Genomic DNA, 25,425 nt, shown 5'->3' with positions numbered 1-25,425 from the left:
CAACTGGCTGACCGGGCGGGGTACCCGATCAGCGGTTGAAGCGCTCGACCAGCGAATACTGGCCCTCGGCCGTTGCGGTCAGCGCTTCGCTGAGCAAAGCCGAGCTGCGCGCGTCGCCGGACGTCTGATCGGCCAGGCGGGCGATGGTGGTGACGTTCTGGCTGATCTCCTCGGCCACTGCGCTCTGCTCTTCGGTGGCGGAGGCGATCTGGGTGGTCATGTCGATGATGTTGCCCATCGCCTCGTTGATTCCACTCAGGGCCTGGTCTGCCTGGATCATCTGCTCGACGCCACGGGCCGCGTGCACGCGGCCCTGCTCGGTCGTGGACACCGCATGCTGAGCTTGCGATTGCAGCTTCTCGATCAGCTGGTGGATTTCGCCGGTGGCTGCCGCGGTACGTTGCGCCAGCTGACGCACCTCATCGGCGACCACCGCGAAGCCGCGGCCGCTGTCACCGGCCCTCGCGGCCTCGATTGCGGCGTTGAGCGCGAGCAGGTTGGTCTGGTCGGCGATGCTCTTGATCACATCGACCACGCTGCCGATGGCCTCGCTGTCGCTTGCCAGTTGGTTGACCGACTCGCCGGCTTTGCTGACCGATTCCGATAGCTGCTGAATCGCCTTGCGGGTGTCGGCGGTGACTTCGCGCCCGTGAACGGTCAGCCGGCTGGCTTCACGCGTGGCGTCGGCTGCCAGCGCGACGTTGCTGGCCACCTCCTGCGTCGTTGCGGCCATCTCATTGATCGCCGTGGCCACCTGCTCGGTTTCCTGATGTTGCTGGGCCAAGCCGTTGGCGCAATTCTGCGCCAGGGTATCGGCCTGTTTGGCCTGTCCCTGCAGCTGCACCGCTGTGTCCTGCAGGCGGGTCAGGCAGGTCTTCAGGTGCGCCTGCTGGCTGAGCATCGCCATTTCCAGCTGGGCCTCGACGCCTCGGCTATCGGTGTACATGCAGGCGATAAGCGGGTCGCTGGTGGTCTCTTGGGCAAGCTGCATCAGGCGCCGCAAACCGCGCTGTTGCCAATGCAGCCCGGCAAGCCCGAGCGGAACGGACAGCAGCGCGGCCGCGACGAATCCCATCGCGTGATCGAAGGAAGCACCTACCAAAAAGCCGACCTGGCTGACGAGGATGAATGGCAGCCATTTCTTCAATACCGGAAGCCAACTATCGCGGCGGGGCACACCGCTCTTGCCCGCGTTCAGTCGGGCATATAGCGCTTCGGCCCGTTGGACCTGCTCGCGGCTCGGCTTGGTTCGCACCGATTCGTAGCCGGTTACCTGGCGTTGCTGATCCAGGATCGGCGTGACGTAGGCGTTGACCCAGTAGTGATCACCGGTCTTGCGCCGGTTTTTCACGATACCCATCCAAGGCTTGCCCTGCTTGAGGGTCACCCACATGTGTTCGAACACCGCGGGCGGCACATCGGGATGGCGCACCAGATTGTGTGGCGCTCGAATCAGCTCGTCGCGGCTGAAACCGCTGACTTCGGCGAAGATGTCATTGCAGTAGGTGATCTGGCCTTTCAGGTCGGTGGTCGAGATGAGGCGCTGCTGATCGGGGAAGGCATACTCACGCTGGGTTACGGGCTGGTTGTTACGCATCGACTTTCACGCCTGGCATAGAAGTGTTCTCGGAATGGCGCACCTGACCTTTATAGTTTTAATTCGGTCTCAGGCTGACCAATGGGTCGGCCGTAGCGTGGCGATCTTGAGGGAAAAAGCTGATTCGAGGATCAGCTTTGTCGATACAGGCGACTGACGGACGTCGGGGCTTAATCTTTCTGCAATGCTTTTCCGGCAATGTCGGTGCATGTCCGTACGCTGCGCTCGAGAAGGCAGCGGCGACCAGTTCAGGGAGCCGGACCCGTGCATGGAGGCCCAGGCGGCTGGAGATTCGATGCCAAGGGAGTGGCTGACGCCGGTGCGAAAGGACTTCGCACCGGCGTTTTTCTTTCTGCGCTCAGCTCCCGATCAGCTGGCGCAATACGTAGTGCAGGATGCCGCCGGCCTTGAAGTACTGGACCTCATTCAGCGTGTCGATGCGGCTCAGCACCTGGAACGAATCGCGCGAGCCGTCCTGCCGTTCCACGTCGACGGTGAGCAGCTGGCGTGGCTTGATGTCCGCGCCGAGCCCTCGGATCGACAACTTCTCCGTGCCGTTCAGACCCAGCGACTGACGCGTCTGCTCGCCGACGAACTGCAGCGCCAGCACGCCCATGCCGATGAGGTTGGACCGGTGGATGCGCTCGAAGCTCTCGGCGATGACCGCCTTCACGCCCAGCAGGTTGGTGCCCTTGGCGGCCCAGTCACGGCTGGAGCCGGTGCCATACTCCTTGCCGGCAATCACCACCAGCGGCACGCCTTCGGTCTGATAGCGCATGGCGGCGTCGTAGATCGACAGCTTTTCACCACTCGGCTGGTAGAGCGTGTTGCCGCCTTCCTCGCCGCCGAGCATCTCGTTCTTGATGCGGATGTTGGCAAAGGTGCCGCGCATCATGACTTCGTGGTTGCCGCGGCGCGAGCCGTAGGAGTTGAAGTCTTCCGGCGCCACCCCCAGCGATTGCAGGTACAGGCCGGCTGGAGAGCTGGCCTTGATATTGCCAGCGGGCGAAATGTGGTCGGTGGTGATGGAATCGCCGAACAGGGCGAGTATTCGCGCGTTCTCGACATCCGCAGGCGGCGTCGGGGGCTGGCCGATATCTTTGAAGTACGGCGGGTTCTGCACATAGCTGGAGCCGGCGTTCCACTGATAGGTATCGCCGGCGCTGACCGGGATTTTCTGCCAGTGCTCGTCACCGCTGAATACGTCGGCATAGCGGCTGCGGAACATCTCGCCGTCGATGCGTGCCACCGCTTCGGCGATTTCGGCGCTGCTCGGCCAGATATCCTTCAGGTACACCGGCTGATTCTGGTCGTCGTAGCCCAGCGGCTCGCGGTCCATGTTGATGCGCGTGGTGCCGGCCAGGGCGAAGGCGACCACCAGCGGTGGCGAGGCCAGCCAGTTGGCCTTGACCAGCGGGTGTACGCGGCCCTCGAAGTTGCGGTTGCCGGACAGCACCGACGATACGATCAGGTCGTTGTCGGTAATCGCCTGGCCGATGGCATCCGGCAACGGTCCGGAGTTGCCGATACAGGTGGTGCAGCCATAGCCCACCAGATTGAAGCCGAGCTGGTCCAGATAGCGCGTCAGCCCGGCCCGCTCGAGGTAGTCGGTGACCACCTTGGAGCCTGGCGCCAGTGAGGACTTGACCCAGGGCTGACGCTTGAGCCCGCGCTCAACCGCCTTCTTGGCGACCAGGCCGGCGGCCATCAGTACATTGGGGTTAGAGGTATTGGTGCAGGAGGTGATTGCCGCGATGACCACCGCGCCGTGCTTGAGGTGGAAGTTTTCGCCTGCGACCGGCACCGCGCTATCCGCCTGAGCCTGGCGCCCGGCGGTCTCCAGCAGCAGGTCGAAGTTGGCGCCGATATCGCCGAGGGTGACCCGATCCTGCGGACGCTTGGGACCGGCCACCGAGGGGCGTACCTGGCTGAGATCGAGTTCCAGCGTGGCGGTGAACACCGGGTCCGGCGAGTCGCTGTCACGCCACATGCCTTGCGCCTTGCTGTAGGCCTCGACCAGCGCGATACGCTCTTCGTCGCGGCCGGTCAGACGCAGGTAATCGATGGTGATCTGATCGACCGGGAAGAAGCCGCAGGTGGCACCGTATTCGGGGGCCATGTTGCCGATAGTCGCCCGGTCGGCCAGCGGCAGGTGATCCAGACCCGGGCCGTAGAATTCGACGAACTTCCCGACCACGCCGTGCTTACGCAGCATCTGCGTCACGGTCAGCACCAGATCGGTCGCGGTAACGCCTTCGTTGAGCTTGCCGCTCAGACGGAAACCGATCACTTCGGGAATCAGCATCGACACGGGCTGGCCAAGCATCGCCGCTTCGGCCTCGATGCCACCGACGCCCCAGCCCAGTACGCCGAGGCCATTGATCATGGTGGTGTGCGAATCGGTGCCGACCAGGGTGTCGGGGTAGGCGACGGTCTCGCCGTTCTCTTCGCGGGTCCAGACCACCTGGCCGAGGTACTCCAGGTTGACCTGGTGGCAGATGCCGGTACCCGGCGGCACCACGCTGAAGTTGTCGAAGGCCTGCTGGCCCCAGCGCAGGAACTCGTAGCGTTCGCCGTTGCGCTGCATCTCGATCTCGACGTTCTGCTCGAAAGCCTGGTCGCTGCCGAAGCGGTCGACCATCACCGAGTGGTCGATCACCAGGTCCACCGGCGACAGCGGGTTGATCTTCTGCGGATCACCGCCGGCCCTGGCCACGGCATCGCGCATGGCCGCGAGGTCGACCACGGCCGGTACGCCGGTGAAGTCCTGCATCAGTACACGGGCGGGGCGGTACTGGATCTCCTGCTCGGAGCTCTGCGTCTGCAGCCATCGCGCCAGCGACTGGAGGTCCTCACCGCGTACCGTCTCGCCGTCTTCCCAGCGCAGCAGGTTTTCCAGCAGCACTTTCAGCGAGGTTGGCAGGCGGCTGATGTCGCCCAGCTGGGCGGCCGCTTCGGGGAGGCTGTAGTAGTGGTAGGTCTTGCCGGCAACCTCGAGGCTGCGGCGACATTTCAGGCTATCCAGGGAAGGCATTCCTCATCTCCTTGTGCCCACACGGTGAGGGGCTGGCTGATGAACGAGCTTTGAAACTAGCCCTTGGGCAGGTGTTTCGCTACTGCACTGGACCGGGCGATGCGGGCGAGGGTTCCCGCGGTCGGCTATGATGCGCGGCTTTGGTCCAGGCCATACCGCTGACAGGATTCGAACATGAACACATTGTTGCTGCATTGCCGTCCCGGTTTCGAGGGCGAGGTGTGTGCGGAAATCAGTGAGCACGCCGCCATCCTCGAAGTCGCAGGCTATGCCAAGGCGCGGCCCGACAGCGCCTGCGCCGAGTTCATCTGCAGCGAAGCCGGCGGTGCCGAGAAGCTGATGCGCCGGCTGCGTTTCGCCGAGCTGATCTTTCCGCGGCAGTGGGCGCGTGGCGAGTACGTGCAACTGCCGGAAACCGACCGGATCAGCGTGCTGCTGGCGCATCTGGCGAGCTATCCGGTGTGCAGCAGCCTATGGCTTGAAGTGCTGGATACCAACGATGGCAAGGAGCTTTCCAACTTTTGTCGCAAGTTCGAGGCGCCGCTGCGCAAGGCACTGATCAAGGCCGGGCGCCTCGACGAAGAGGGCAAGGGGCCGCGCCTTCTGCTCACGTTCAAGAGCGGTCGCGAAGTGTTCGCCGGCATCGCCGAGGCAAACAACAGCGCGCTGTGGCCGATGGGTATCCCGCGCCTGAAGTTTCCGCGCCAGGCGCCCAGCCGCTCGACGCTCAAGCTGGAAGAGGCCTGGCACCATTTCATCCCGCGCGAGCAATGGGATACACGACTGGCGGCGGGCATGACGGGGGTCGATCTGGGCGCGGCGCCGGGCGGCTGGACCTGGCAGCTGGTCAACCGGCATATCAAGGTCAGCGCGGTTGACAACGGGCCGATGAACGCCGACCTGATGGATTCGGGGCTGGTGGAGCACTTTCGCGCCGACGGCTTTACCTTCCGCCCGAAAAGGCCGGTGGACTGGATGGTCTGCGACATCGTCGAGAAGCCGGCGCGCAATGCTGCGCTGCTGGAAACCTGGATCGGCGAGGGCCTGTGCCGCGAGGCGGTGGTGAACCTCAAGCTGCCGATGAAGCAGCGCTACGCCGAGGTCAAGCGCCTGCTCGAACGTATCGCCGACGGGCTGGCCGAACGTGGCGTCAAGGCCAGTATTGGCTGCAAGCAGCTGTATCACGACCGGGAAGAGGTGACCTGTCACCTGCGCCGCCTCTGATCGTCGATCGCCTGCGGATGACCTGTCCGCGCGCTTGCGCCACAATGCACGCCTGTTTTCCGGAGCCTCCTGATGAGCCAATCAGCTGAAATGACTGTCGACGCCGTGCTCGACGCCACCGGCCTGAACTGCCCCGAGCCGGTGATGATGCTGCACAACAAGGTGCGCGACCTGGCTGGCGGGGCGATGCTCAAGGTCATCGCCACCGATCCCTCGACCCAGCGCGACATTCCCAAGTTCTGCGTGTTCCTCGGCCATGATCTGGTCGAACAGCAGCAAGACGCAGGCACCTATCTCTACTGGATTCGCAAGAAAGTCGACTGACGTCGGCAAACGTGATGCCTGGCTGAGCCTTAGGTATCCGGGGCAGCGGCTCGCGTGTTCTGCCGCCGCCACATGCGGGTCAGCCAGCGCCAGGCGATCCAGCCGCCGCCGATCAGATAGATCAGCCCGCCCGGCACCCACATGATCAGACCGGCCAGCTGCTGATCTTCCACTGAGCGGCCTTCACCGTAGAACGACACGCTACCGAAGGTGAGCAGGGCGCCCAGCAGACCGGTGTGCATCAGCGTCAGCAGCACCGCCATCAGCGCCTGTGGCACCTGCTTCGGATTCGCGCGCAGCGCCGACCACCAGAACAGCCAGCCGGTGAACAGGAAGCATGCATGCTCGAAGGCGTGCCACCAGAGGTCGTCCAGCGCCAGCACATAGAGCTTCGGCGTGTGCCAGATCCAGATCACCGCGCCATGCAGCAGCGCCAGCAATGTGGGGTAGCGCCCGGCACGCAGGATGCCGGTCCACAGTGGCTGGGCGAAGCGCCCGGTGACCCCGCGCCACTGCGGCAACGGCCGGGCCAGCGCCCACAACGGGGCGATCACGATGATGAATAGCATGTGCTGGGTCATGTGCCAGGCGGTGCTGGTTTCCGCCCAGTCGTCGATGGGGCCGAACACCGAGAACACCACCAGCAGCATTGCCGCGTGAAAGCAGAGGGCTTCATGGCGCCGCGGCGGCACCTTGCGCCCACCGAGCAGGTACAGCAGCCAGGCCGCAGCCACCAGCAGGGCGGTCAGCAGCAGCGGCGCGCGGTCGAGCAGATGGGCGTCGAACAGGCCGTGGGCAAACGCCGGCATGGGCAAGGCGAAGGTAATGGCCAGCGCTAGCGGGCCCGACAGCAGCCAGCGTTTGGTTCGGGTGGTCACAGGCATGGCGGTATCTGCAGCAGCGGAATGCCGACGAACAGCGTGGCCAGCGCAGCGATGAAGTGAATGCCCGCCGCGATCTTGGTGACGAACTGCTGCCGCTCGTTCAGCGCCTCGGGTGTGCGCGACAGGCGCCAGAAATAGCGCGCCATCCACAGCAGCAGCGCAAGAGTCAGCACAGTGAGCACGCCGAGGCTGGCATTGAGCCAGTTCCATACGCCCTGGGCCGGGTCGGGCGGGCTGAGCTTGCAGATCACCGCCTGGCCGCCATACATGGCTATGAACCACAAGCTCCAGATGACCAGGCCGATCGGGATCTGGATCGGATGGTAGGGCGACGTTCGCGCGTATTTCATCAGGCACCTCCCCAGGTCGCAGGGAACAGCACGATGGCCGCGTAACTGACCCACAGCACGCCGAGGTTGTAGTACCAGAGCTGCTCGACCACCACCGGTTCGTAGGGCGCCTTGTCGCCGACATAGCCGAGCTGTACGCGCCAGGCCTGCAGGATGGTGAGCACTGCGGCCAGCGAGCAATGGATCAGGCTATAGGCCAGCATCACGAAGATCACCGCATCATGCGCGGTTTCGGTCGGCACCAGCCCGGCGCTCAACATCAGCCACAGCAGCATCGCCGACTGCGTCAATGCCAGCAGCCCCAGCCATGCCAGCTGCGACATCAAACTGCTGTGCGGGCCGGCCCGCAGGCGCTTGATCAGGCGGTGCAGCCAGAGCGTGCCGGCGCTCAGCAGCAGCGTGCTGGCCAGCATCAGCCAACCGTTGAGCTGGCTCTCCGGCACCTGCCATTGTGGCGAAACGGTCCACAGGTAGAACCAGCCGAACAGCAGCGACAGATACAGCGCGCCGTTGGCCAGCAGGGTTACGCCCATGCCCCACAGGCCCGGCCCGTCGAACGTGCGTGAATGCAGCGGCGGTTCGCCGGGCTGGGTATGGGCATCCGGCGCGGCCGCTGGATGCGCGCCGTTCTCCCAGGACCAGCGAAAGAGCACGACCAGCGTCGCCACGGTCGCACCCAGCGCGACCCAGTAGAACTTGTTCAGCAGGCTCAGGCAGAGCACCGCGAGGAACACCGATGCGATGAACGGCAGCCAGCTGTTGCCCGGCAGGTGGATGATCTCACGCACCTTGCCGGTCAGCGGGTCGCTGCCCCAGGTTTCCCGTCGGCCATGGTCAATCACGGTCAGTGCGTGCTCACCGCGGGCAACGCTGTCGGGCAGGTCCGGGTCTTTCCACAACGGATGGCGGTCGGTCACGTCCGGCAGGCTGACGAAGTTGTAGGCGCTCGGCGGCAGGCTGGTGGCCCACTCCAGGGTATCCGCGTTCCACGGGTTCTTCGGCGCCGGAACTCCGAAACGAAAGTGCAGGACGATATCCAGCAGGATGGTTGCCACGCCCACCGCCATGATGAAGCTGCCGACCGAGGACACCAGGTTGGGCATGTCCCAGCCGAGGCCGGTGTCATAGGTATAGACCCGTCTCGGCATGCCGATCAGGCCGGTCCAGTGCATGATCATGAAGGTGACGTTGAAGCCGATGAAGAACAGCCAGAAGCCCCAGCGGCCGAGCTTGGCCGAGGGCATGCGGCCGGAGAAGTGCGGCAGCCAGTAATACAGCCCGGCCATCAGCGGGAAGACCATGCCGCCCACCAGCACGTAGTGCATGTGCGCAACCACGAAATGGGTGTCGTGCACCTGCCAGTCGAACGGCACCAGTGCCAGCATCACGCCGGTCAGCCCGCCGGCGACGAAGACGATGAGAAAGCCCACCAGCCAGAGCATTGGCACCTTGTATACCGGCTTGCCGAGCCAGAGCGTCGCCAGCCAGGCGAAGATCTGCACGCCGGTGGGGATCGCCACCAGCATGCTCGCCGCCGAGAAGAACGCTGTGGCCAGCTGCGGAATGCCGACCGTGAACATGTGGTGCACCCACAGCCCGAAACTGATGAAGCCGGTGGTCAGCACGCCCAGCACCACCCAGCGGTAGCCCACCAGCGGACGCTGGCAGAACACCGGGATCAGCGTCGAGACGATTCCCGCGCCCGGCAGGAAGATGATGTACACCTCGGGGTGGCCGAACAGCCAGAACAGGTGCTGCCAGAGCACCGGGTCACCGCCCCGGGCGACATCGAAGAATGGCATACCGGCCGCGCGCTCCAGCTCCAGCAGGATCGAGCCGAGGATCAATGGCGGGAAGCCCACCACGATCATCATCGCCATCACCAGGATGTACCAGGCGTAGATCGGCATCTTGTGCAGCGCCATGCCGCTGGCCCGGGTGCGCAGGATCGACACCACCAGTTCGACCCCGGCGGAGACCGCGGAGATTTCGACGAAGGTGATACCCAGCAGCCAGAAATCCGAATTCACCCCCGGCGTGTGCGCCGAGCTGGACAGCGGCGTGTACATGAACCAGCCGGCCTTCGGCGCGATGTCGAGGAAGATGCTCGACAGCAGGATCAGCCCGCCGAACAGGTAGCAGTAATAGCCCAGCGCGGACAGCCGCGGGAATACCAGGTCGCGGGCGCCGATCATCTTCGGGATCAGGTAGACCGCCAGCCCTTCCATCATCGGCACGGCGAAGAGGAACATCATCACCGTGCCATGCATGGTGAAGACCTGGTTGTAGACGTCCGGCTCCATCAGCTCGTAGCCGGGCAGCGCGAGCTGCGTGCGGATCAGCATCGCCAGCAAACCGCCGACGAGGAAGAAGAAGGCGCCGGTGACCAGGAAGCGAAGGCCGATGCTGGTGTGGTTGACGATGGTCAGCGCGCGCCAGCCGCGCGGGTTGCCCCAGACCTCGTTGAACTGGTCGTGCAGCTGGTCAGGGTCGGTGGCGGGCGCGCCAGTGTTACGGGTCGGGGTCATGGAGCGAGCGTCTCCAGCCAGTCGGCAAGCTGGCCGAGGGTTTCTTCGGGAATGTCGTCGTGGCGCGGCATGGCGATACCGTGCTTGAGGCTCTGGTGATCGCTGAGCCAGCGGCGCAGGCCTTCGGCGTCGTTGGCAATCACTCCGGCACCCAGCGTCGGGCGGGTCGCCAGGTCGCTCAGATCCGGGGCGCGATTGCCGTCACTGACACCAGCGACGCGGTGGCACTGCCCGCAGCGCTCATTGAACACCTGGCCGGCGGCGCCGCCCGGCGGCAGGTGCTCACGCCCGGTGCGGGCCTCGATCCAGCCGGCGAACGCATCGGCTTCCAGCGCTTCGACATGCAGGATCATGTGCGCGTGCTGGCTGCCGCAGAATTCAGAACACTGCCCGCGGAAGACGCCAGTCTGCGCCGCCTGCAGGCGCAAGGTGTTGGTTCGCCCGGGGACCATGTCCAGCTTGCCCCCCAGGCGCGGCACCCAGAATGAGTGGATCACGTCGGCGCTGGTGACCTCGACGTCGACGGGCCGGTCCACCGGCAGGATGAACTGGTTGGCCGTCACCACGCCGCTTTCCGGATAACGCACCTCCCACCACCACTGATGGCCGATCACCTGAACCCGCAGCGGCTGTTCGCCCTCGACCGGCAGCGGCAACATGCTGCGCCCGGTGGGAATGCCGAAGGCCAGCAGGGCGATGATGCTGACGGTGGGCAGAACGATACCGCCGCCGATGACCCAGCGCCGATTGATGCGCTTGGCCTCTTCGGCACTGTGGGTTTGCGGGCGGCGCAGCATGGCGTAGATCCACAGCACGCTTACGGTCAGCAGCACCACGACGGAGAAACCGAACATAGCCCACCAGACGTTCGCTACGTCGCGCGCCATGGGTCCGGCCGGTGAAAGCGCCGATTGCGGTCCGTCGCAAGCAGCGAGCAAAGGAACTGCCAGCGCCAGTGTGGTCCATTTGAAAGGGTTGCCGTCTCGCCTCGTCGCACGTACGGCTCGTTTCACTTCAATGCCTGGGAGGGCTGGATGGCCATAGAACGCGAGTCCATCAATAGCAACGCCGCCATTGGTGGCCATCCGCTGCACCCGATGATGATCCACTTTCCGGTCGCCGCGCTGATCGGGCTGGTGCCGGCCGACCTGGCCTACTTGTGGACACTCGACGAGTTCTGGTGGCGCGCAGGGTTGTGGCTGTCGGGCGTCGGCGCGATCGGCGGCTGGATCGCCAGCATTGCCGGCATCATCGACCTGGTTTCGGTCCAGCAGATCCGCCGCAAGGTCACCGCCTGGTGCCATGCGATCCTGGCGGTGATGATGCTCTCGTTGGCTTCGCTGAACTGGCTGCTGCGCTACCAGGGCATGGACCGCGGCGACGGCGACGCGATGTGGGGGCTGTATCTCTCGCTGCTCACGGCCGTGCTGATTTCCCTGGCCGCTTTCCTTGGCGGGCGGCTGGTCTACGAGCACGCGGTCGGTGTGGATCTGGATGGCGAGCAGGCGCCCTGAGCCGTCGCAACGACGCGCCGGAGACGGCCAGCTCGGGCAGGCGGGATGGGAATGGTCGAGGCGGGCCGGGCGATCGGTCATGCGAGGTGGTCATTCCTTGAGTCAGAAGGGTTTGGCCAGTACCAGCCACAGGGTCAGGGCAATCAGAACCGGCACCAGTACTCCCAGCGCCATGCATTGGTATGTGACGCCACGCTCCGGCTGGCGTTCGATGCGCAGCACCAGCACGCCGCACAGTGCGTGACAGAGCGCCATCCCCGTTACCGTCGTGAGTTTCAGGATCAGCCAGCCGGCCAGGGTGCCGTCGCGCAGGAACAGCGCCGTGCCGGAGCCAATGGCCAGCAGTGCGGCGGGGGTGCTGATGAGGGTAAAGACCATGCGGGTAAGATGGGCATGGTCGCGATAGAAGAGCTGGTCGCTGCGCTTGGTGCCGGCGGCGATCAGAGCCGGCAGATACAGCAGCGAGCCGCACCAGCAGAGCAGAGCGGCGAAGTGCAGCAGTTTGAGCAAGGGCATGCCGGTCTCCATCCTGCCTGATGCGAATCTGAGGATGTGACAGCCCTGCTGGTGGGCAGTTCGGGTGTGATTAGCGAGGTGGCCGCCGCGCGCACGGGTGGGCGCGGGGTCGCTGCGCTCAGTCTGCCGTGTCCTGCTGCTTCGGCTCGAACAGTTGACTGCCGCAGCGGCTGCAGAACGCCGCATTGGGCTCGTGGGTGAGCTTGTCGCAGGTAGGGCAATTGTGGCGCAGGCTGTCCTGGCGCATGGCATTGGCCAGCTCGGCGGTGAAGATACCGGTCGGTACCGCGATGATCGAATAACCGGTGATCATCACCATCGTCGCCAGCGCCTTGCCCAACGGGGTATGCGGAACGATATCGCCGAAGCCGACAGTGGTCAGGGTGACCACAGCCCAGTAGATGCTTATCGGAATGCTGGTGAAGCCATTGCTTGGCCCTTCGATCACATACATCAGCGTGCCGTAGACGATGATCAGCGTGGTCACGCTGAGGAGGAAAACGATGATCTTCTGCCGGCTGCCCTGCAGCGCCACGAGCAAAAAGTTGGCCTGGCTGAGGTAGGGGGTGAGCTTGAGGACGCGGAATATCCGCAGCATCCGGATGACGCGCACCACCAGCAGGTACTGCGCATCCGGGAACAGCAGGGCGATGAAGGCCGGCAGCACCGAGAACAGGTCCACCATGCCGTAGAAGCTGAGGATGTACTTGCGGGGTTCGGGGTGGGTGTAGATGCGCAGCACGTACTCAATGGCAAAGATCGCGGTGAAACCCCACTCCAGGGCGGTCAGCAGCTGGCCGTGCCGTTCGTTGAACGAGGCGATGCTGTCGAACATCACCACGATCAGACTGGCGAAGATGATCACCAGCAGCCAGGTATCGAAACGCTTGCCGGCCGGGGTATTGGTGAAAAAGATGATGGTGTATAGCCGCTCACGCCAGCTCATCGTTTTCAGGGAATCGTTGTCCATTCGCAGTGGTCTCTCGCACGGGTGGCAGATTTCGCGGTCACCTGCCAAAGCGGTCCATTAAAGCATTGCGTTGCGGCGACTGCATGTCGCGTGGTGGCGTTGCAGCTGCGCCATTGGTAACGTCGCTTTGCCTGAATCGTACTTAGCGCATAGTCTGACTACAGGCGCATCCAGCAGTTGGAGAGTTCCATGCCCGATTCCCAGTTGGTCGATCCATTCGGCCGGCGCATCACTTACCTGAGGTTGTCGGTAACCGACCGCTGCGATTTTCGCTGCACCTATTGCATGAGCGAGGACATGGTCTTTGCCCCTCGCGCGCAGATTCTCACGTTGGAAGAACTCTATGCGGTGGCCGACGCCTTTATCAGCCTGGGCGTCAAGCGCATTCGCGTGACCGGTGGCGAGCCGCTGGTGCGTAAGGGGCTGACCAGCTTGCTGGCGCGCCTGGGCGAGCGCAGCGAGCTGGAAGATCTGGCCATCACCACCAACGGCTCGCAGTTGCCAAGCCTGGCTGCATCGCTGCACGAAGCTGGCGTCAAGCGGCTCAACATCAGCCTCGACTCGCTCAAGCGCGAGCGTTTTGCCGAGCTGACCCGGCGTGACCGGCTCGATCAGGTGCTCGAAGGCATCGAGGCCGCGCGCAGCGCCGGCTTCAAGCGCATCAAACTCAACAGCGTCGTGCAGAAGGGCCGCAACGACGACGAGATTCTCGATCTGGTGGAATTCGCCATCGAGCGCGGGCTGGATATCAGCTTCATCGAGGAAATGCCACTGGGCAGCGTGTCCAGTCATCAGCGGCAGATCACCTTCTGCTCCAGCGACGAGGTGCGTGAACGCATCGAGGCGCGCCATACGCTGGTGCGCAGCAGCCATGCCACGGGTGGCCCTTCGCGCTACTGGCAGGTGGCAGGCAGCGAGACGCAGGTCGGCTTCATCTCCCCGCACAGCAACAACTTCTGCGGCAGCTGCAACCGTGTGCGCATCACAGCCGAGGGCAAGTTGGTGCTGTGTCTCGGTCATGAGGGCGCGCTGGATCTGAAGAGCCTGATGCGCCGCTATCCGGGTGACAGCGAGCGCTTGCGCAATGCGCTGGTGGATGCCCTGCAGCTCAAGCCGGAAAAGCACCACTTCCGCACCGACGAGCAAGTCCAGGTGGTGCGTTTCATGAGCATGACCGGCGGCTGAGACCGTTTCGTCGTCCATTCACCGGATGGCGCTTCATTCCTGTGTTCCTCCTGTCGCCATAGAGCATGGCGAGGTGCGCGGCTGCGTTTCTGTGCGCCGACGCGCTGCGAGACAGCCGGGGCGCCATGATAAGCTTCGCGGCTTCTTGCCAGTAGCCCAATCGATGCCAGGAATCCCGATGCTCATGGCGACTCCGCTTGTTCGTTTTCCCGCTGATCGCCACGGATAGGCCGCATGCGACTGAAAAGCATCAAACTCGCCGGCTTCAAGTCCTTCGTCGATCCCACCACGGTCAGCTTCCCCAGCAACATGGCGGCGGTGGTCGGGCCGAACGGCTGCGGCAAATCCAACATCATCGACGCCGTGCGCTGGGTCATGGGCGAAAGCTCGGCGAAGAACCTGCGCGGCGAGTCGATGACCGACGTCATCTTCAATGGCTCCAACACGCGCAAGCCGGTGACCCAGGCGAGCATCGAGCTGATCTTCGACAACTCCGACGGCACGCTCACCGGTGAGTACGCCGCCTTTGCCGAAATCTCCATCCGCCGTCGCGTCACCCGTGATTCGCAGAACACCTACTTTCTCAACGGCGTGAAGTGTCGGCGCCGCGACATCACCGACATCTTCCTCGGCACCGGGCTCGGGCCGCGCAGCTATTCGATCATCGAGCAGGGCATGATCTCCAAGCTGATCGAGGCCAAGCCGGAGGATCTGCGCAACTTCATCGAAGAGGCGGCCGGCATCTCCAAGTACAAGGAGCGCCGGCGCGAAACCGAGAATCGCATCCGCCGCACTCACGAGAATCTGGCGCGCCTGACCGACCTGCGCGAAGAGCTGGAACGCCAGCTCGAGCGCCTGCACCGTCAGGCGCAGTCGGCGGAGAAGTATCAGGAGTACAAGGCCGAAGAGCGCCAGCTCAAGGCGCAGCTGTCGGCACTTCGTTGGCAGGCCTTGAACGAGCAGGTCGGTCAGCGCGAGCAGGTCATCGGCGATCAGGAGGTCGCCTTCGAAGCACTGGTGGCCGAGCAGCGCAGTGCCGATGCGAGCATCGAGCGCCTGCGGGACGGTCACCATGAGCTGTCCGAGCGTTTCAATCAGGTGCAGGGCCGCTTCTATTCGGTTGGCGGTGATATCGCACGCGTCGAGCAGAGCATCCAGCATGGCCAGCAGCGCCTGCGCCAGCTGCAGGACGACCTGCGCGAGGCGGAGCAGGCGCGCCTTGAGACCGAGTCGCACCTTGGCCACGACCGCACGCTGCTCGCTACCTTGGGTGAAGAGCTGGCGATGCTCGAGCCCGAGCAGGAGCTGTCCGGCGCTGCCGCCGAGGAATCTGCCGCCCAGCTGGAAGAAGCCGAATCCGCCATGCAGGCCTGGCAGGAGCAGTGGGAGCGCTTCAACCAGCACAGCGCCGAGCCGCGCCGCGCCGCGGAAGTGCAGCAATCACGCATCCAGCAGCTGGAGCAGAGCCTTGAGCGCCTGGCCGAGCGGCAGCGCCGTCTGGATGACGAGCGAGCGTTGCTGGCGGCCGACCCGGAAGATGTCGCGATCCTTGAGTTGGACGAGCAGCTTGCCGCTAGTGAGCTCGAGCTCGAAGCATTCGCCGCGGCGGGCGAAGCGCTCAATGAACGCCTTGAGCAGTTGCGTGAAGAGTTGCAGCTGGCGACCCGAACCCAGCAGCAGGCGCAAGGTGAACTGCAGCGCCTGAATGGGCGAATTGCGTCGCTGGAGGCGTTGCAGCAGGCGGCGATGGAGCCGGGCAAGGGCGTCGCCGAGTGGTTGCGCGAACAGGGGCTGGAGCAGCGCCCACGCCTGGCAGATGGGCTGCGGGTCGAGCCGGGCTGGGAACTGGCCGTGGAAACCGTGCTGGGCGCGGATCTGCAGGCGGTGCTGCTGGATGATTTCGCCGAGGTCGAGCTTGCGGGCTTCCAGCAGGGCGAGCTAAATCTGGCCAACGCGTCGCGTGGCGGCGTCCGCTGCCCTGGCAGTCTGCTGGAACGGGTCGAATCGGCGCAGGATCTTTCGCCTTGGTTGGGCCGCGTGCGGCCGGTCGAATCGCTGGAGCAGGCACTGGCCGCGCGCGCGTCGCTGGTCGAGGGCGAGAGTGTGGTCAGTCGCGATGGCTATTGGGTTGGCCGGCATTTTCTGCGTGTGCGTCGCGCGAGCGAGGCAGAGTCCGGCGTACTGGCGCGCGGTCAGGAGCTGCAGCGCTTGCTGGCCGAGCGTGACGAGCGCGAAGCGAGCCTGGCGACGATGGAGGACCGCATCGCCGTGCTGGGCGGCGAGCAGTCCCGTCTGGAAGGCGAGCGCGAACAGCAGCGTCGTCAGCAACAGGAAGAAGCACGCAAGCATGGCGACCTCAAGGCCAAGCTGTCGGCCGGCCAGGCACGCCTGGAACAGCTGGCGCTGCGCCGTCGTCGGCTGGACGAGGAACTGGCCGAGCAGCAGGAACAGCGCGAAATCGAGACCGAACAGCTGGGCGAAGCGCGCCTGCAGCTGCAGGAAGCGCTGGAAGCGATGGCGCAGGATACCGAGCAGCGCGAGACGCTGCTGGCCAGCCGCGACGGCATCCGTGAGCGGCTCGATCGTATTCGCCACGAGGCGCGGCAGCATAAGGATCATGCCCATCAGCTGGCGTTGCGGGTCGGTTCGCTCAGGGCGCAGCACGAGTCGACTCGCCAGGCTCTGGAGCGGTTGGAACAGCAGTTCGAACGCGCCATCGAGCGCCGCGAGCAGCTGACGCTGAACCTGGAGGAGGGTGAGGCACCGCTGGAAGAGCTGCGCATGAAGCTCGAAGAGCTGCTGGAGCGGCGCATGGGCGTCGAGGACGAGCTCAAGCGTGCGCGTCTGGCGCTGGAAGACGCCGACCGCGAGTTGCGTGATGCCGAGAAACGGCGCACGCAGGCCGAGCAGCAGGCACAGCTCCTGCGTGGGCAGCTGGAGCAGCAACGGCTGGATTGGCAAGGGCTGAGCGTCCGGCGCAAGGCGCTGCAGGATCAGCTGCAGGAGGACGGCTACGACCTGCACGGCGTGCTCGGCACTCTCCCTGCCGATGCGAGCGAGCCGAGCTGGGAAGCGGAGCTGGAGCGGCTGAGCCAGCGCATTCAGCGTCTGGGGCCGATCAACCTGGCGGCGATCGACGAGTATCAGCAGCAGTCGGAACGCAAGCGCTATCTCGACGCACAGAACGATGATCTGGTCGAGGCGCTGGACACACTGGAAAACGTCATCCGCAAGATCGACCGGGAGACGCGCAACCGCTTCAAGGAAACCTTCGACCAGATCAACAGTGGCCTGCAGGCGCTCTTTCCGAAAGTGTTCGGCGGCGGCAATGCTTATCTGGAACTTACCGGAGAAGATTTACTCGATACCGGGGTGGCGATCATGGCGCGTCCGCCCGGAAAGAAGAACAGCACCATTCACCTGCTTTCCGGTGGCGAAAAGGCATTGACTGCGCTGGCGCTGGTGTTTGCGATCTTCCAGCTAAACCCGGCACCGTTCTGCATGCTGGATGAAGTCGATGCTCCACTGGACGACGCCAACGTCGGCCGTTATGCACGACTGGTCAAGGAAATGTCGGAGAAAGTGCAGTTCATCTACATCACCCACAACAAGATCGCCATGGAAATGGCCGATCAGCTGATGGGCGTGACGATGCATGAACCGGGTTGTTCACGGTTGGTGGCGGTCGATGTCGAACAGGCCGTGGCACTGGCCGAAGCATGAGGATTAAGCCGCGCATTTGAGCGTTTTTGATACTGAAGAGCCCATAAAAAGAGAACTACCGCACGGTGCAAATCTACCGTTCGTCGTGCTAGCTTAGGGCACAATTTTTACGATGCGCTGAGAGCAGTCCCAGGTGACCGCTTGTTGCGTCTTTATCATCGAATTCAGAGGTTAATGCATTAATGGATATCGGTCTGCGCGAGTGGCTGATCGTCATCGGCATCATCGTCATTGCCGGCATTTTGTTCGACGGCTGGCGTCGCATGCGCGGTGGCAAGGGCAAGCTGAAATTCAAGCTGGACCGCAGCCTTTCCAACCTTCCCGATGTCGATGATTCCACCGAGCTGTTAGGGCCGGCTCGCGTGGTGGATCGTGAGCATGAGCCTTCGCTGGACGAAGCCGACATGCCGCCGGTGAGCGCCCGCCAGTCTGGTCGCGACGCGGGCAAGAAGCGCCGGCATGACGAGCCTTACCAGGGCGATCTGCAACTGAGCACTGACGAGCCGGTGCCGACCCTGCTGGATCCGGTCGTCGGCGACGCGGACGATGTCGAGGCGCAGCCGGCGAAAGAGCAGGCACCGGTGGAAGAAGTACTGGTCATCAACGTCATCTGCCGCGATCCGCACGGCTTCCGTGGCCCGGCATTGCTGCAGAACATCCTGGAAAGCGGCCTACGCTTCGGTGAGATGGACATCTTCCATCGCCACGAAAGCATGGCCGGCAATGGTGAGGTGCTGTTCTCCATGGCCAATGCAGTCAAGCCCGGCACCTTCGATCTGGACGATATCGATCATTTCACCACACCGGCCGTGAGCTTCTTCCTCGGATTGCCGGGGCCGCGTCATCCCAAGCAGGCCTTCGATGTCATGGTCGCCGCGGCGCGCAAGCTGTCCCAGGAGCTCAACGGTGAGCTGAAGGACGACCAGCGCAGTGTGCTGACCGCCCAGACCATCGAACACTACCGCCAGCGCATCGTCGAGTTCGAACGCCGGCAGATGACCATCAAGCAACGCTGATAACTCACTGCACCGGGCCTCGCGCCCGGTGTTGCGTTTGAAGGGGCAGACTCGCTTTCACTGGCCTGTCGCCTCGCTCTGCAGACTGTCGTAGGGTGGGCTTCAGCCCACCGGTACCCTGACTTTTAGGGTGACGTCAGCTCCGTAGGGTGGGCTTCAGCCCACCAGCTCTTCGCTTCAGCGCGATCATCACACAACGCTGCGTGCCCAGTCCGACTCCAGCCAACAGAACTTGCAGACCTGCCTTCGGACTCGCATTCGGCTAGAATCCGACGCCTTCCATATCAACCAAGGCGCGCTGATGCGGTCTGAATCAGCACAGCCCCAGTCACGGCTCCGTCCTTATGCCTTCCGCCCAAACCGCCGCCGAGCGCATCGCCGAACTGCGCGGCGAAATTGACGCCCACAACTACCGCTACTACGTGCTCGACGAACCTAGCGTTCCCGACGCCGAATACGACCGTCTGTTCAATGAGCTCAAGGCGCTCGAGGCGGAGCACCCGGAGCTGGTGACACCCGAGTCGCCAACCCAGCGGGTGGGAGGGGCGGCACTGGCGGCGTTCGGTCAGGTGCGCCACGAAGTACCGATGCTGAGCCTGGGCAACGCCTTCGAGGAGCAGGATCTGCTCGATTTCGACCGCCGCGTGCGCGAAGGGCTGGATCTGCCGGCGGGCGACCTGTTCGGCGATGACGCTGTGGTCGAGTACAGCTGCGAACCCAAACTGGATGGTCTGGCGGTCAGCCTGCTTTATGAGAACGGCCATCTGGTGCGCGGCGCCACCCGGGGCGATGGCAGCACGGGTGAGGACATCAGCGCCAATGTGCGTACCGTGCGCAACATCCCGCTCAAGCTGCATGGCAGTGGTTGGCCTGCGGTACTTGAGGTGCGCGGCGAAATCTACATGCCCAAGGCGGGGTTCGAAGCGCTGAATGCGCGGCAGCTGGAAAGCGGCGGCAAACCCTTCGCCAATCCCCGCAACGCCGCTGCTGGTAGCCTGCGTCAGCTGGATTCGAAGATCACTGCCAGCCGTCCGCTCGAACTTTGTGCCTACGGCGTCGGCCGCAGCGACGGCGAGCTGCCTGATACGCACATTGGTATTCTCGAGGCGCTGAAAAGCTGGGGCCTGCCCATCAGCCGTGAGCTGAGACTGGCCAAGGGCGTCGCCGAATGCCGCGCCTATTACGACGCCATCGGTGAAAAGCGCGACGCACTGCCGTATGAGATTGACGGTGTGGTGTTCAAGGTCAACGCAGTCGCCCAGCAGCGTGAGCTGGGCTTCCGGGCGCGCGAGCCGCGCTGGGCCATCGCCCACAAGTTTCCCGCGCGGGAGGAAATCACCGAACTGCTCGATGTCGAATTCCAGGTCGGCCGCACCGGTGCGATCACCCCGGTCGCACGGCTAAAGCCCGTGCAGGTGGCGGGCGTTACGGTGTCCAACGCGACGCTGCACAACATGGATGAAGTGGCGCGGCTTGGCGTGATGATCGGCGATACGGTGATCGTGCGCCGTGCAGGCGATGTGATTCCCCAGATCCTCGGCGTAATCGCCGAACGCCGCCCGGTCGACGCGCGCGCCGTGCATGTGCCGGAGCAGTGCCCGGTGTGCGGTTCTGCCGTGGAGCGCACCCAGCTGATCAAGCGCAGCAAGGGCCGCGAGTCGGTCAGCGAAGGTTCGATCTACCGTTGCGTCGGTCGTCTGGCCTGCCAGGCGCAGCTTAAGCAGGCGATCATCCATTTCGTATCGCGCCGAGCGATGGATATCGACGGCCTGGGCGACAAGATCGTCGAGCAGCTGGTCGACAGGGGGTTGGTCAAATCGCCGGCGGATCTCTACTGCCTGACCCATGAGCAGGTCATTGAGCTGGAAGGTTTCGCCGAGATTTCCACGCGCAACTTGCTAAACGCCATCGACGCCAGCCGCAAACCAAGCCTCGCGCGTTTCGTCTACGCCCTTGGCATACCCGATGTCGGCGAGGAAACCGCCAAGTTGTTGGCACGAGCGCTGGGCTCCTTGGATCGCATAGGTCGCGCGCTGCCTGATGTGCTTGTTTACCTGCCCGATGTCGGCCTGGAAGTCGCTCATGAAATCCATAGCTTCTTCGAGGACGAACACAACCGCACGGTCATCGCGCTGCTGCGCGAACGCGGCGTCGAACCGCAGGAGGAGGGCGACGTACACCCGGAATTCGCCGCCTGCGCGACGCTGCCCGATCTGCTCGACCGGCTCAACATCCCCCATATCGCCCGCACCGGTGCGCAGCGTCTGGCAGAGCGTTTCGGCACGCTCGAAGCAATCATCGCCGCCGACTGGCTCGACCTGCGCCAGGTTGAACGGCTGAACGAAAAGGCCGCACGCTCCCTGCGCGACTACTTCGACAAACCCGAGAACGCCGAACGCGCCCGCGCTATCGAAGCCCAGCTGCGGGATTTCGGCATGCACTGGGAGAGCGAGCGGAAAGCCGCCGAAGGCCTCCCGCTGGCCGGGCAGACCTGGGTACTGACCGGCACGCTGGAAACCATGAGTCGTGATGATGGCAAGGCGCGGCTGGAGGCTTTGGGGGCAAAGGTCGCCGGGTCCGTATCCGCCAAAACCAACTGCGTAGTGGCGGGCCCAGGCGCGGGCTCGAAGCTCACCAAAGCCAACGAACTCGGCGTGACGGTGCTCGACGAAGCGCAATTCCTCGAGCGTCTCGCACAGCTTGGTTCATAGCACGTCAGCAACGGCCTCATCCCAGCGAGCCTCGCTGTCATACCCGCTCCCCAAATGTTTCACCGAACCTGTGGGAGCGGCCCTCGCCGCGACTGGTTTAGCAACGCTTACCAGCAGTAAGCGAGCTCCCTTTGACTCCAGGTCAGGGAAACGGCTTCAGCCATCCCCTAAAGTTTTCCCCGCTTCACCCGAAAAGCTAGTCAAGCAAGTCCGCAGTATGGATGTGCTGGCGTAGCGTTGGAGCGGTACCGGGCTCACGAAAAAGTTCGAATCTGCCCTAAAGCCAACCCAAACGGCGCCGATAAGCTAATCGAATGCGAACTCAATGGGTGCCTGGGCACAAGCCGGCCCGGAGTCGCAAGCTCAGGCAACCAAAGTAACTAGCGCCCTTGGAGGCAAACACCATGGCTCTTACTGTCAATACCAACATCGCGTCGCTGAATACTCAGCGTAATCTCAGCAACTCTTCCAACGCGCTGGCCACCTCCATGCAGCGCCTGTCCACCGGTAGCCGAATCAACAGTGCGAAGGACGATGCTGCGGGCCTGCAGATCTCCAATCGCTTGACGAGTCAAGTGAACGGCCTGGGCGTTGCGGTGCGTAACGCTAACGACGGAATTTCGCTTGCGCAGACTGCCGAGGGCGCGCTGCAGCAGTCGACCAATATTCTCCAGCGGATGCGCGATTTGTCGCTGCAGTCAGCTAATGGCTCCAACTCCAGCTCTGAGCGCAAAGCTCTGCAAGACGAAGTGACGCAGCTCCAACAGGAAATGAACCGGATTGCAGACACGACCAGCTTCGGTGGCCGTAAAATTCTCGACGGCTCTTTCGGATCCCAATCGTTCCAGGTCGGAGCGAATGCATTTGAGACCATCAGTGTATCGCTTGGGTCGTTCCAAGCAGATCAAATTGGAAGTTACTCCAGCGCACTTACCGGTAATGCCACTAACGTCGGCTATGGGAAAGTTGCTGCTGGCGCCGCAACGGCTGGAGCTAACAACGTAGCTGGCACGATAACAGTAAATGGGGAAAACAACTCTGGTGCCATTACCCTCGCGGGCAAGAGCGCTAAAGAAGCTGCAGATCTCATCAACCAGAAGACTGCCGATACCGGCGTTACTGCCGAAGCACGTACTGTTGCTGCGCTCTCTGGTATGGGAGACGGTACGGTAACATTTAGCCTGACAGGTGATACGGACGGTGGTGCTGTAGATATTCGGGCAACTATCGCTGGTGGTGATCTGACTGAGCTGGCTAAAGAAATCAACGCCAAGTCCGGTAAGACTGGTATCACCGCTGAGATCAAAGACGGCAAGGTCTTTTTGACTAGCGAAGCGGGTGACGATGTTGTAGTCGAAGGTTTCACCACTACGGCCGCTGCGGGTGTTGGCACTGCAACCTTCGGTGTATATGACTACACCGGCGAGAACTCAAGTGATACTACCACTCTGACTTCTGGTAGTACCGACTCGTCCCGTGCTATGGGGGTGGTTCGTCTTGATAGCGCAAGTTCGTTCACCACTACCGCTTCGGATACTAGTATTGACTCAGCAACTACCGCTATCGCAGCTGAGCTAGATAAGGTGAGCGAAATTGATATCGGAAGTCAGATCGGTGCGCAGAAAGCTCTGTCGGTAATTGATAGTGCTCTTTCTCTGATCGATTCTTCTCGCGCTGAATTGGGTGCGGTGCAGAACCGTTTCGATAACACCATCGCCAACCTGCAAAGCATCTCCGAGAACGTTTCCGCAGCTCGTGGCCGCATCCAGGACACTGACTTCGCCGCCGAAACCGCGAATCTGAGCAAGAACCAGATTCTGCAACAGGCTGGTACTGCGATCCTGGCGCAGGCCAAGCAGCTGCCGCAGGCCGTTCTCAGCCTGCTGCAGTAAGCGAGGCTCACCGATGGGGTGGTTATTCCACCCCATCGATTCATTGAGAGGTGAATCATGGACGTCGCAAGAGCAGCGAGTGCCACGCTTGCGTCATCCTCGTCGAGCAACGCGATGCCCAGCTTTCGTCAGGAAGCTGGGCTTTCTTCGTTGCAGGGCGAAGGTGGCTCTGGCAAGGCTCCACAGAAAGTAGATGTAAACGAAGCAGTAGAGCGCATTCGCACGCAGGTGCAGACCTTGCAGCGCGATTTGAACTTCAGCGTGGATGATTCCACCGGTCAGGTTGTGGTGCAGGTGCTGGATGGCGACTCGGGCAAGGTGGTGCGGCAGATTCCGTCCGAGGATATCCTGCGCCTGGCCGAGCGACTGGATGAAATGCGCAGCCTGTTATTCGAGGCTAAGGCCTAGCGGCACGTTTCTTGTTTGGTTTTCGATCCAATACGGTCGTGTGGTTTATTTGACGAGGTGAAGCTATGGCAAGCGTATCAGGCATCGGTTCCGGCATCGACATCGATAGCATCGTTGCGAGTATGGTTGCCGCTGAACGTGCTCCGAAGGAAACCCAGCTTGCAACCCTCGAAAAGAAGACCACTACGCAGATCACGGCGGTTGGTGCGCTAAAGGGTGCAATCAGTGATTTCCAGACTGCACTGGGTGCGTTGAACAAGCCAGAGCTGTTCCAAGCGCGCTCGGCTACTTCCAGCAAGTCGGACCTCGTCGGCGTTACGGCGTCAACCGCCGCGGGAGCTGGCAGCTATCAACTGGAAGTCGAATCACTGGCGAGCAGCAGCAAGGTTGCATTGGCAGCGATTCCCAATACGGCCGAAGCCCCGGCGCGTTTTACCAGTGGAACGTTCGAGGTCTCGCTTGGCGTGCCAGGCATCCCGCCCGCGCCGAACACCAAGGAATCCTTTTCTGTCACGATTGACGAAAACACCAACACGCTCGCCGGTGTGCGTGATGCAATCAACACGGCCGGGAAAGACATGGGTGTTAGCGCCACCATTGTCACGGACGAGTATGGTTCTCGACTGGTGCTGAGTAGCAGCAAGACGGGCGCAGGGCGCGATATTACCGTCACTGCAACCGGGGCAGACGAACCTGGGCTCATCGGTCTTTCCGCATTGAACTTCGACGGTACCTCAGGCACCGGCAAAGATGCTCGCGTGTTGACCTCGGCACAGAGTGCTGAATTGTATGTCGACGGTTTGAAGGTAATCAGCGAGACCAACAAAGTCGATGGTGCCATTGAGGGCGTCACGCTCGACCTTAAGGCCAAAACCGTTGCAAACGAACCGCTGACTATCGCGGTGGCGGAAGACAAGGCGGGGGTTAAAAACCAGATCCAGACCTTTGTCGACAGCTACAACAAGCTGATCGGCGTGATCAATGCGCAGACCAAGGTTACATCGGTGGGTGAGGGTAAGGCGCCCGTAACAGGCGCATTGGTGGGCGATGCCACGGCGCGCACCTTGCTCAACACGATTCGCAACGAGCTGGTTAACGTGCAGGGTGATGGTGCACTGCGTGCGCTGACCGATATTGGTATCACCACACAGAAGGATGGCACGCTCGCCATTGACAGCGCCAAGCTGGACAAGGCGATGGCCGGTAATTTCGGCGAATTGTCGGGCCTGTTCACAGGTGACAAGGGGTTGGCTTCCAGGCTTGATGCGAAGCTGAAGCCATACACCGAGACCGGTGGAATACTCGAGCAGCGCAACAAGGCAATGACCGAGACGATCACCAAGATAGATGATCAGAAAGAGGCGCTCACCCGCCGTATCACCTCGCTTCAGGAGCGACTGTACAAGCAGTTCAATGCTATGGACCTGCTGGTGGGGCAGTTGTCTAATACGTCTTCGAGCCTTCTCGCGTCGCTGGAGAACCTGCCTTGGGCAGGAAGCAATTCGAAAAAGTAGGCCAGACTGCTTATACAAGAACCGCCGGTAGGCGG

General features: G+C 62.9%; 18 protein-coding genes and 1 pseudogene. 10 read left to right on the top strand and 9 right to left on the bottom strand.

The features are described 5' to 3' along the window. Window positions 1-28 precede the first annotated feature (28 nt). The 3 genes and pseudogenes from HZR81_RS13830 to acnA form a co-directional block, all read right to left on the bottom strand. Window positions 29-1,177, bottom strand: a complete 1,149-nt coding sequence (locus HZR81_RS13830; protein WP_500128463.1) for a methyl-accepting chemotaxis protein — start codon at window positions 1,175-1,177, stop codon at window positions 29-31. Window positions 1,178-1,264: 87 nt separating this feature from the next. Beyond that, window positions 1,265-1,597, bottom strand: a pseudogene (locus HZR81_RS13825) (PAS domain-containing protein); the annotation flags it as partial. A 358-nt stretch (window positions 1,598-1,955) separates the two neighbouring features. Then, complete coding sequence (acnA, locus tag HZR81_RS13820; RefSeq protein WP_500128453.1) at window positions 1,956-4,631, bottom strand: aconitate hydratase AcnA; 2,676 nt, start codon at window positions 4,629-4,631, stop codon at window positions 1,956-1,958. A 174-nt stretch (window positions 4,632-4,805) separates the two neighbouring features. Between acnA and rlmM the strand changes: the two genes are divergently transcribed. Both rlmM and tusA read left to right on the top strand, forming a co-directional pair. Further along, a complete protein-coding gene (gene rlmM / locus HZR81_RS13815; protein WP_133456984.1) occupies window positions 4,806-5,855 on the top strand; it encodes a 23S rRNA (cytidine(2498)-2'-O)-methyltransferase RlmM in 1,050 nt (349 codons plus the stop codon). Window positions 5,856-5,927: 72 nt separating this feature from the next. Further along, on the top strand, window positions 5,928-6,179 hold the full coding sequence (gene tusA / locus HZR81_RS13810; RefSeq protein ID WP_063543387.1) for a sulfurtransferase TusA: 252 nt from the start codon (window positions 5,928-5,930) through the stop codon (window positions 6,177-6,179). Window positions 6,180-6,208: 29 nt separating this feature from the next. Here the strand turns inward: tusA and HZR81_RS13805 are convergent, their stop codons facing one another. From HZR81_RS13805 to coxB, 4 genes are read right to left on the bottom strand one after another with little or no spacing between them, the layout of a single operon-like run. Further along, the gene (locus HZR81_RS13805; RefSeq protein WP_500128452.1) at window positions 6,209-7,063 is read right to left on the bottom strand and encodes a cytochrome c oxidase assembly protein; all 855 of its coding nucleotides are present in this window, start codon (window positions 7,061-7,063) and stop codon (window positions 6,209-6,211) included. Then, window positions 7,054-7,413 carry a hypothetical protein gene (locus tag HZR81_RS13800; RefSeq protein ID WP_152481194.1) on the bottom strand — a complete coding sequence of 120 codons (360 nt, stop codon included), beginning with the start codon at window positions 7,411-7,413 and terminating at the stop codon, window positions 7,054-7,056. Before HZR81_RS13800 ends, HZR81_RS13805 begins: the two co-directional genes overlap by 10 nt. Next, window positions 7,413-9,941, bottom strand: a complete 2,529-nt coding sequence (gene ctaD, locus HZR81_RS13795) for a cytochrome c oxidase subunit I (protein WP_500128451.1) — start codon at window positions 9,939-9,941, stop codon at window positions 7,413-7,415. The genes HZR81_RS13800 and ctaD overlap by 1 nt, the downstream gene beginning before the upstream one ends. Then, a complete protein-coding gene (gene coxB, locus HZR81_RS13790; protein WP_500128450.1) occupies window positions 9,938-10,828 on the bottom strand; it encodes a cytochrome c oxidase subunit II in 891 nt (296 codons plus the stop codon). The genes ctaD and coxB overlap by 4 nt, the downstream gene beginning before the upstream one ends. Before the next feature lie 147 nt (window positions 10,829-10,975). Here coxB and HZR81_RS13785 point away from each other — a divergent pair, with 147 nt between their 5' ends. Further along, on the top strand, window positions 10,976-11,455 hold the full coding sequence (locus HZR81_RS13785; protein ID WP_095460030.1) for a DUF2231 domain-containing protein: 480 nt from the start codon (window positions 10,976-10,978) through the stop codon (window positions 11,453-11,455). A gap of 102 nt (window positions 11,456-11,557) precedes the next feature. Here HZR81_RS13785 and HZR81_RS13780 read toward each other — a convergent pair whose 3' ends face one another. After that, complete coding sequence (locus HZR81_RS13780) at window positions 11,558-11,971, bottom strand: CopD family protein (protein WP_102841297.1); 414 nt, start codon at window positions 11,969-11,971, stop codon at window positions 11,558-11,560. Between the two features lie 118 nt (window positions 11,972-12,089). Continuing rightward, the gene (locus HZR81_RS13775; protein WP_063543373.1) at window positions 12,090-12,941 is read right to left on the bottom strand and encodes an ion transporter; all 852 of its coding nucleotides are present in this window, start codon (window positions 12,939-12,941) and stop codon (window positions 12,090-12,092) included. Window positions 12,942-13,130: 189 nt separating this feature from the next. On the opposite strand from HZR81_RS13775, the gene moaA reads away from it, so the two are divergent. The 7 genes from moaA to fliD all read left to right on the top strand — a co-directional run bounded on the left by moaA (window position 13,131) and on the right by fliD (window position 25,390). Continuing rightward, window positions 13,131-14,126: a GTP 3',8-cyclase MoaA gene (gene moaA / locus HZR81_RS13770; protein WP_125886587.1), complete on the top strand. Its 996-nt coding sequence runs from the start codon at window positions 13,131-13,133 to the stop codon at window positions 14,124-14,126. A 234-nt stretch (window positions 14,127-14,360) separates the two neighbouring features. Beyond that, entirely contained in the window at window positions 14,361-17,849 is a 3,489-nt protein-coding gene (smc, locus tag HZR81_RS13765) for a chromosome segregation protein SMC (RefSeq protein ID WP_500128449.1), read from the top strand. 182 nt (window positions 17,850-18,031) lie between these two features. Continuing rightward, the gene (zipA, locus tag HZR81_RS13760; protein ID WP_063543367.1) at window positions 18,032-18,865 is read left to right on the top strand and encodes a cell division protein ZipA; all 834 of its coding nucleotides are present in this window, start codon (window positions 18,032-18,034) and stop codon (window positions 18,863-18,865) included. 344 nt (window positions 18,866-19,209) lie between these two features. Then, a complete protein-coding gene (ligA, locus tag HZR81_RS13755; protein ID WP_500128448.1) occupies window positions 19,210-21,576 on the top strand; it encodes an NAD-dependent DNA ligase LigA in 2,367 nt (788 codons plus the stop codon). Between the two features lie 404 nt (window positions 21,577-21,980). Next, window positions 21,981-23,468, top strand: a complete 1,488-nt coding sequence (locus HZR81_RS13750; protein WP_161612423.1) for a flagellin — start codon at window positions 21,981-21,983, stop codon at window positions 23,466-23,468. Window positions 23,469-23,582: 114 nt separating this feature from the next. After that, the gene (locus HZR81_RS13745; RefSeq protein WP_003302379.1) at window positions 23,583-23,876 is read left to right on the top strand and encodes a flagellar protein FlaG; all 294 of its coding nucleotides are present in this window, start codon (window positions 23,583-23,585) and stop codon (window positions 23,874-23,876) included. Between the two features lie 65 nt (window positions 23,877-23,941). Continuing rightward, entirely contained in the window at window positions 23,942-25,390 is a 1,449-nt protein-coding gene (gene fliD / locus HZR81_RS13740) for a flagellar filament capping protein FliD (protein WP_063543359.1), read from the top strand. The last annotated feature ends 35 nt before the right edge of the window (window positions 25,391-25,425 follow it).

This window comes from Pseudomonas sp. LM13, from assembly GCF_041381355.1.
Lineage (GTDB): Bacteria > Pseudomonadota > Gammaproteobacteria > Pseudomonadales > Pseudomonadaceae > Stutzerimonas > Stutzerimonas frequens.
This window is presented reverse-complemented; position numbering and strand designations above follow the sequence as displayed.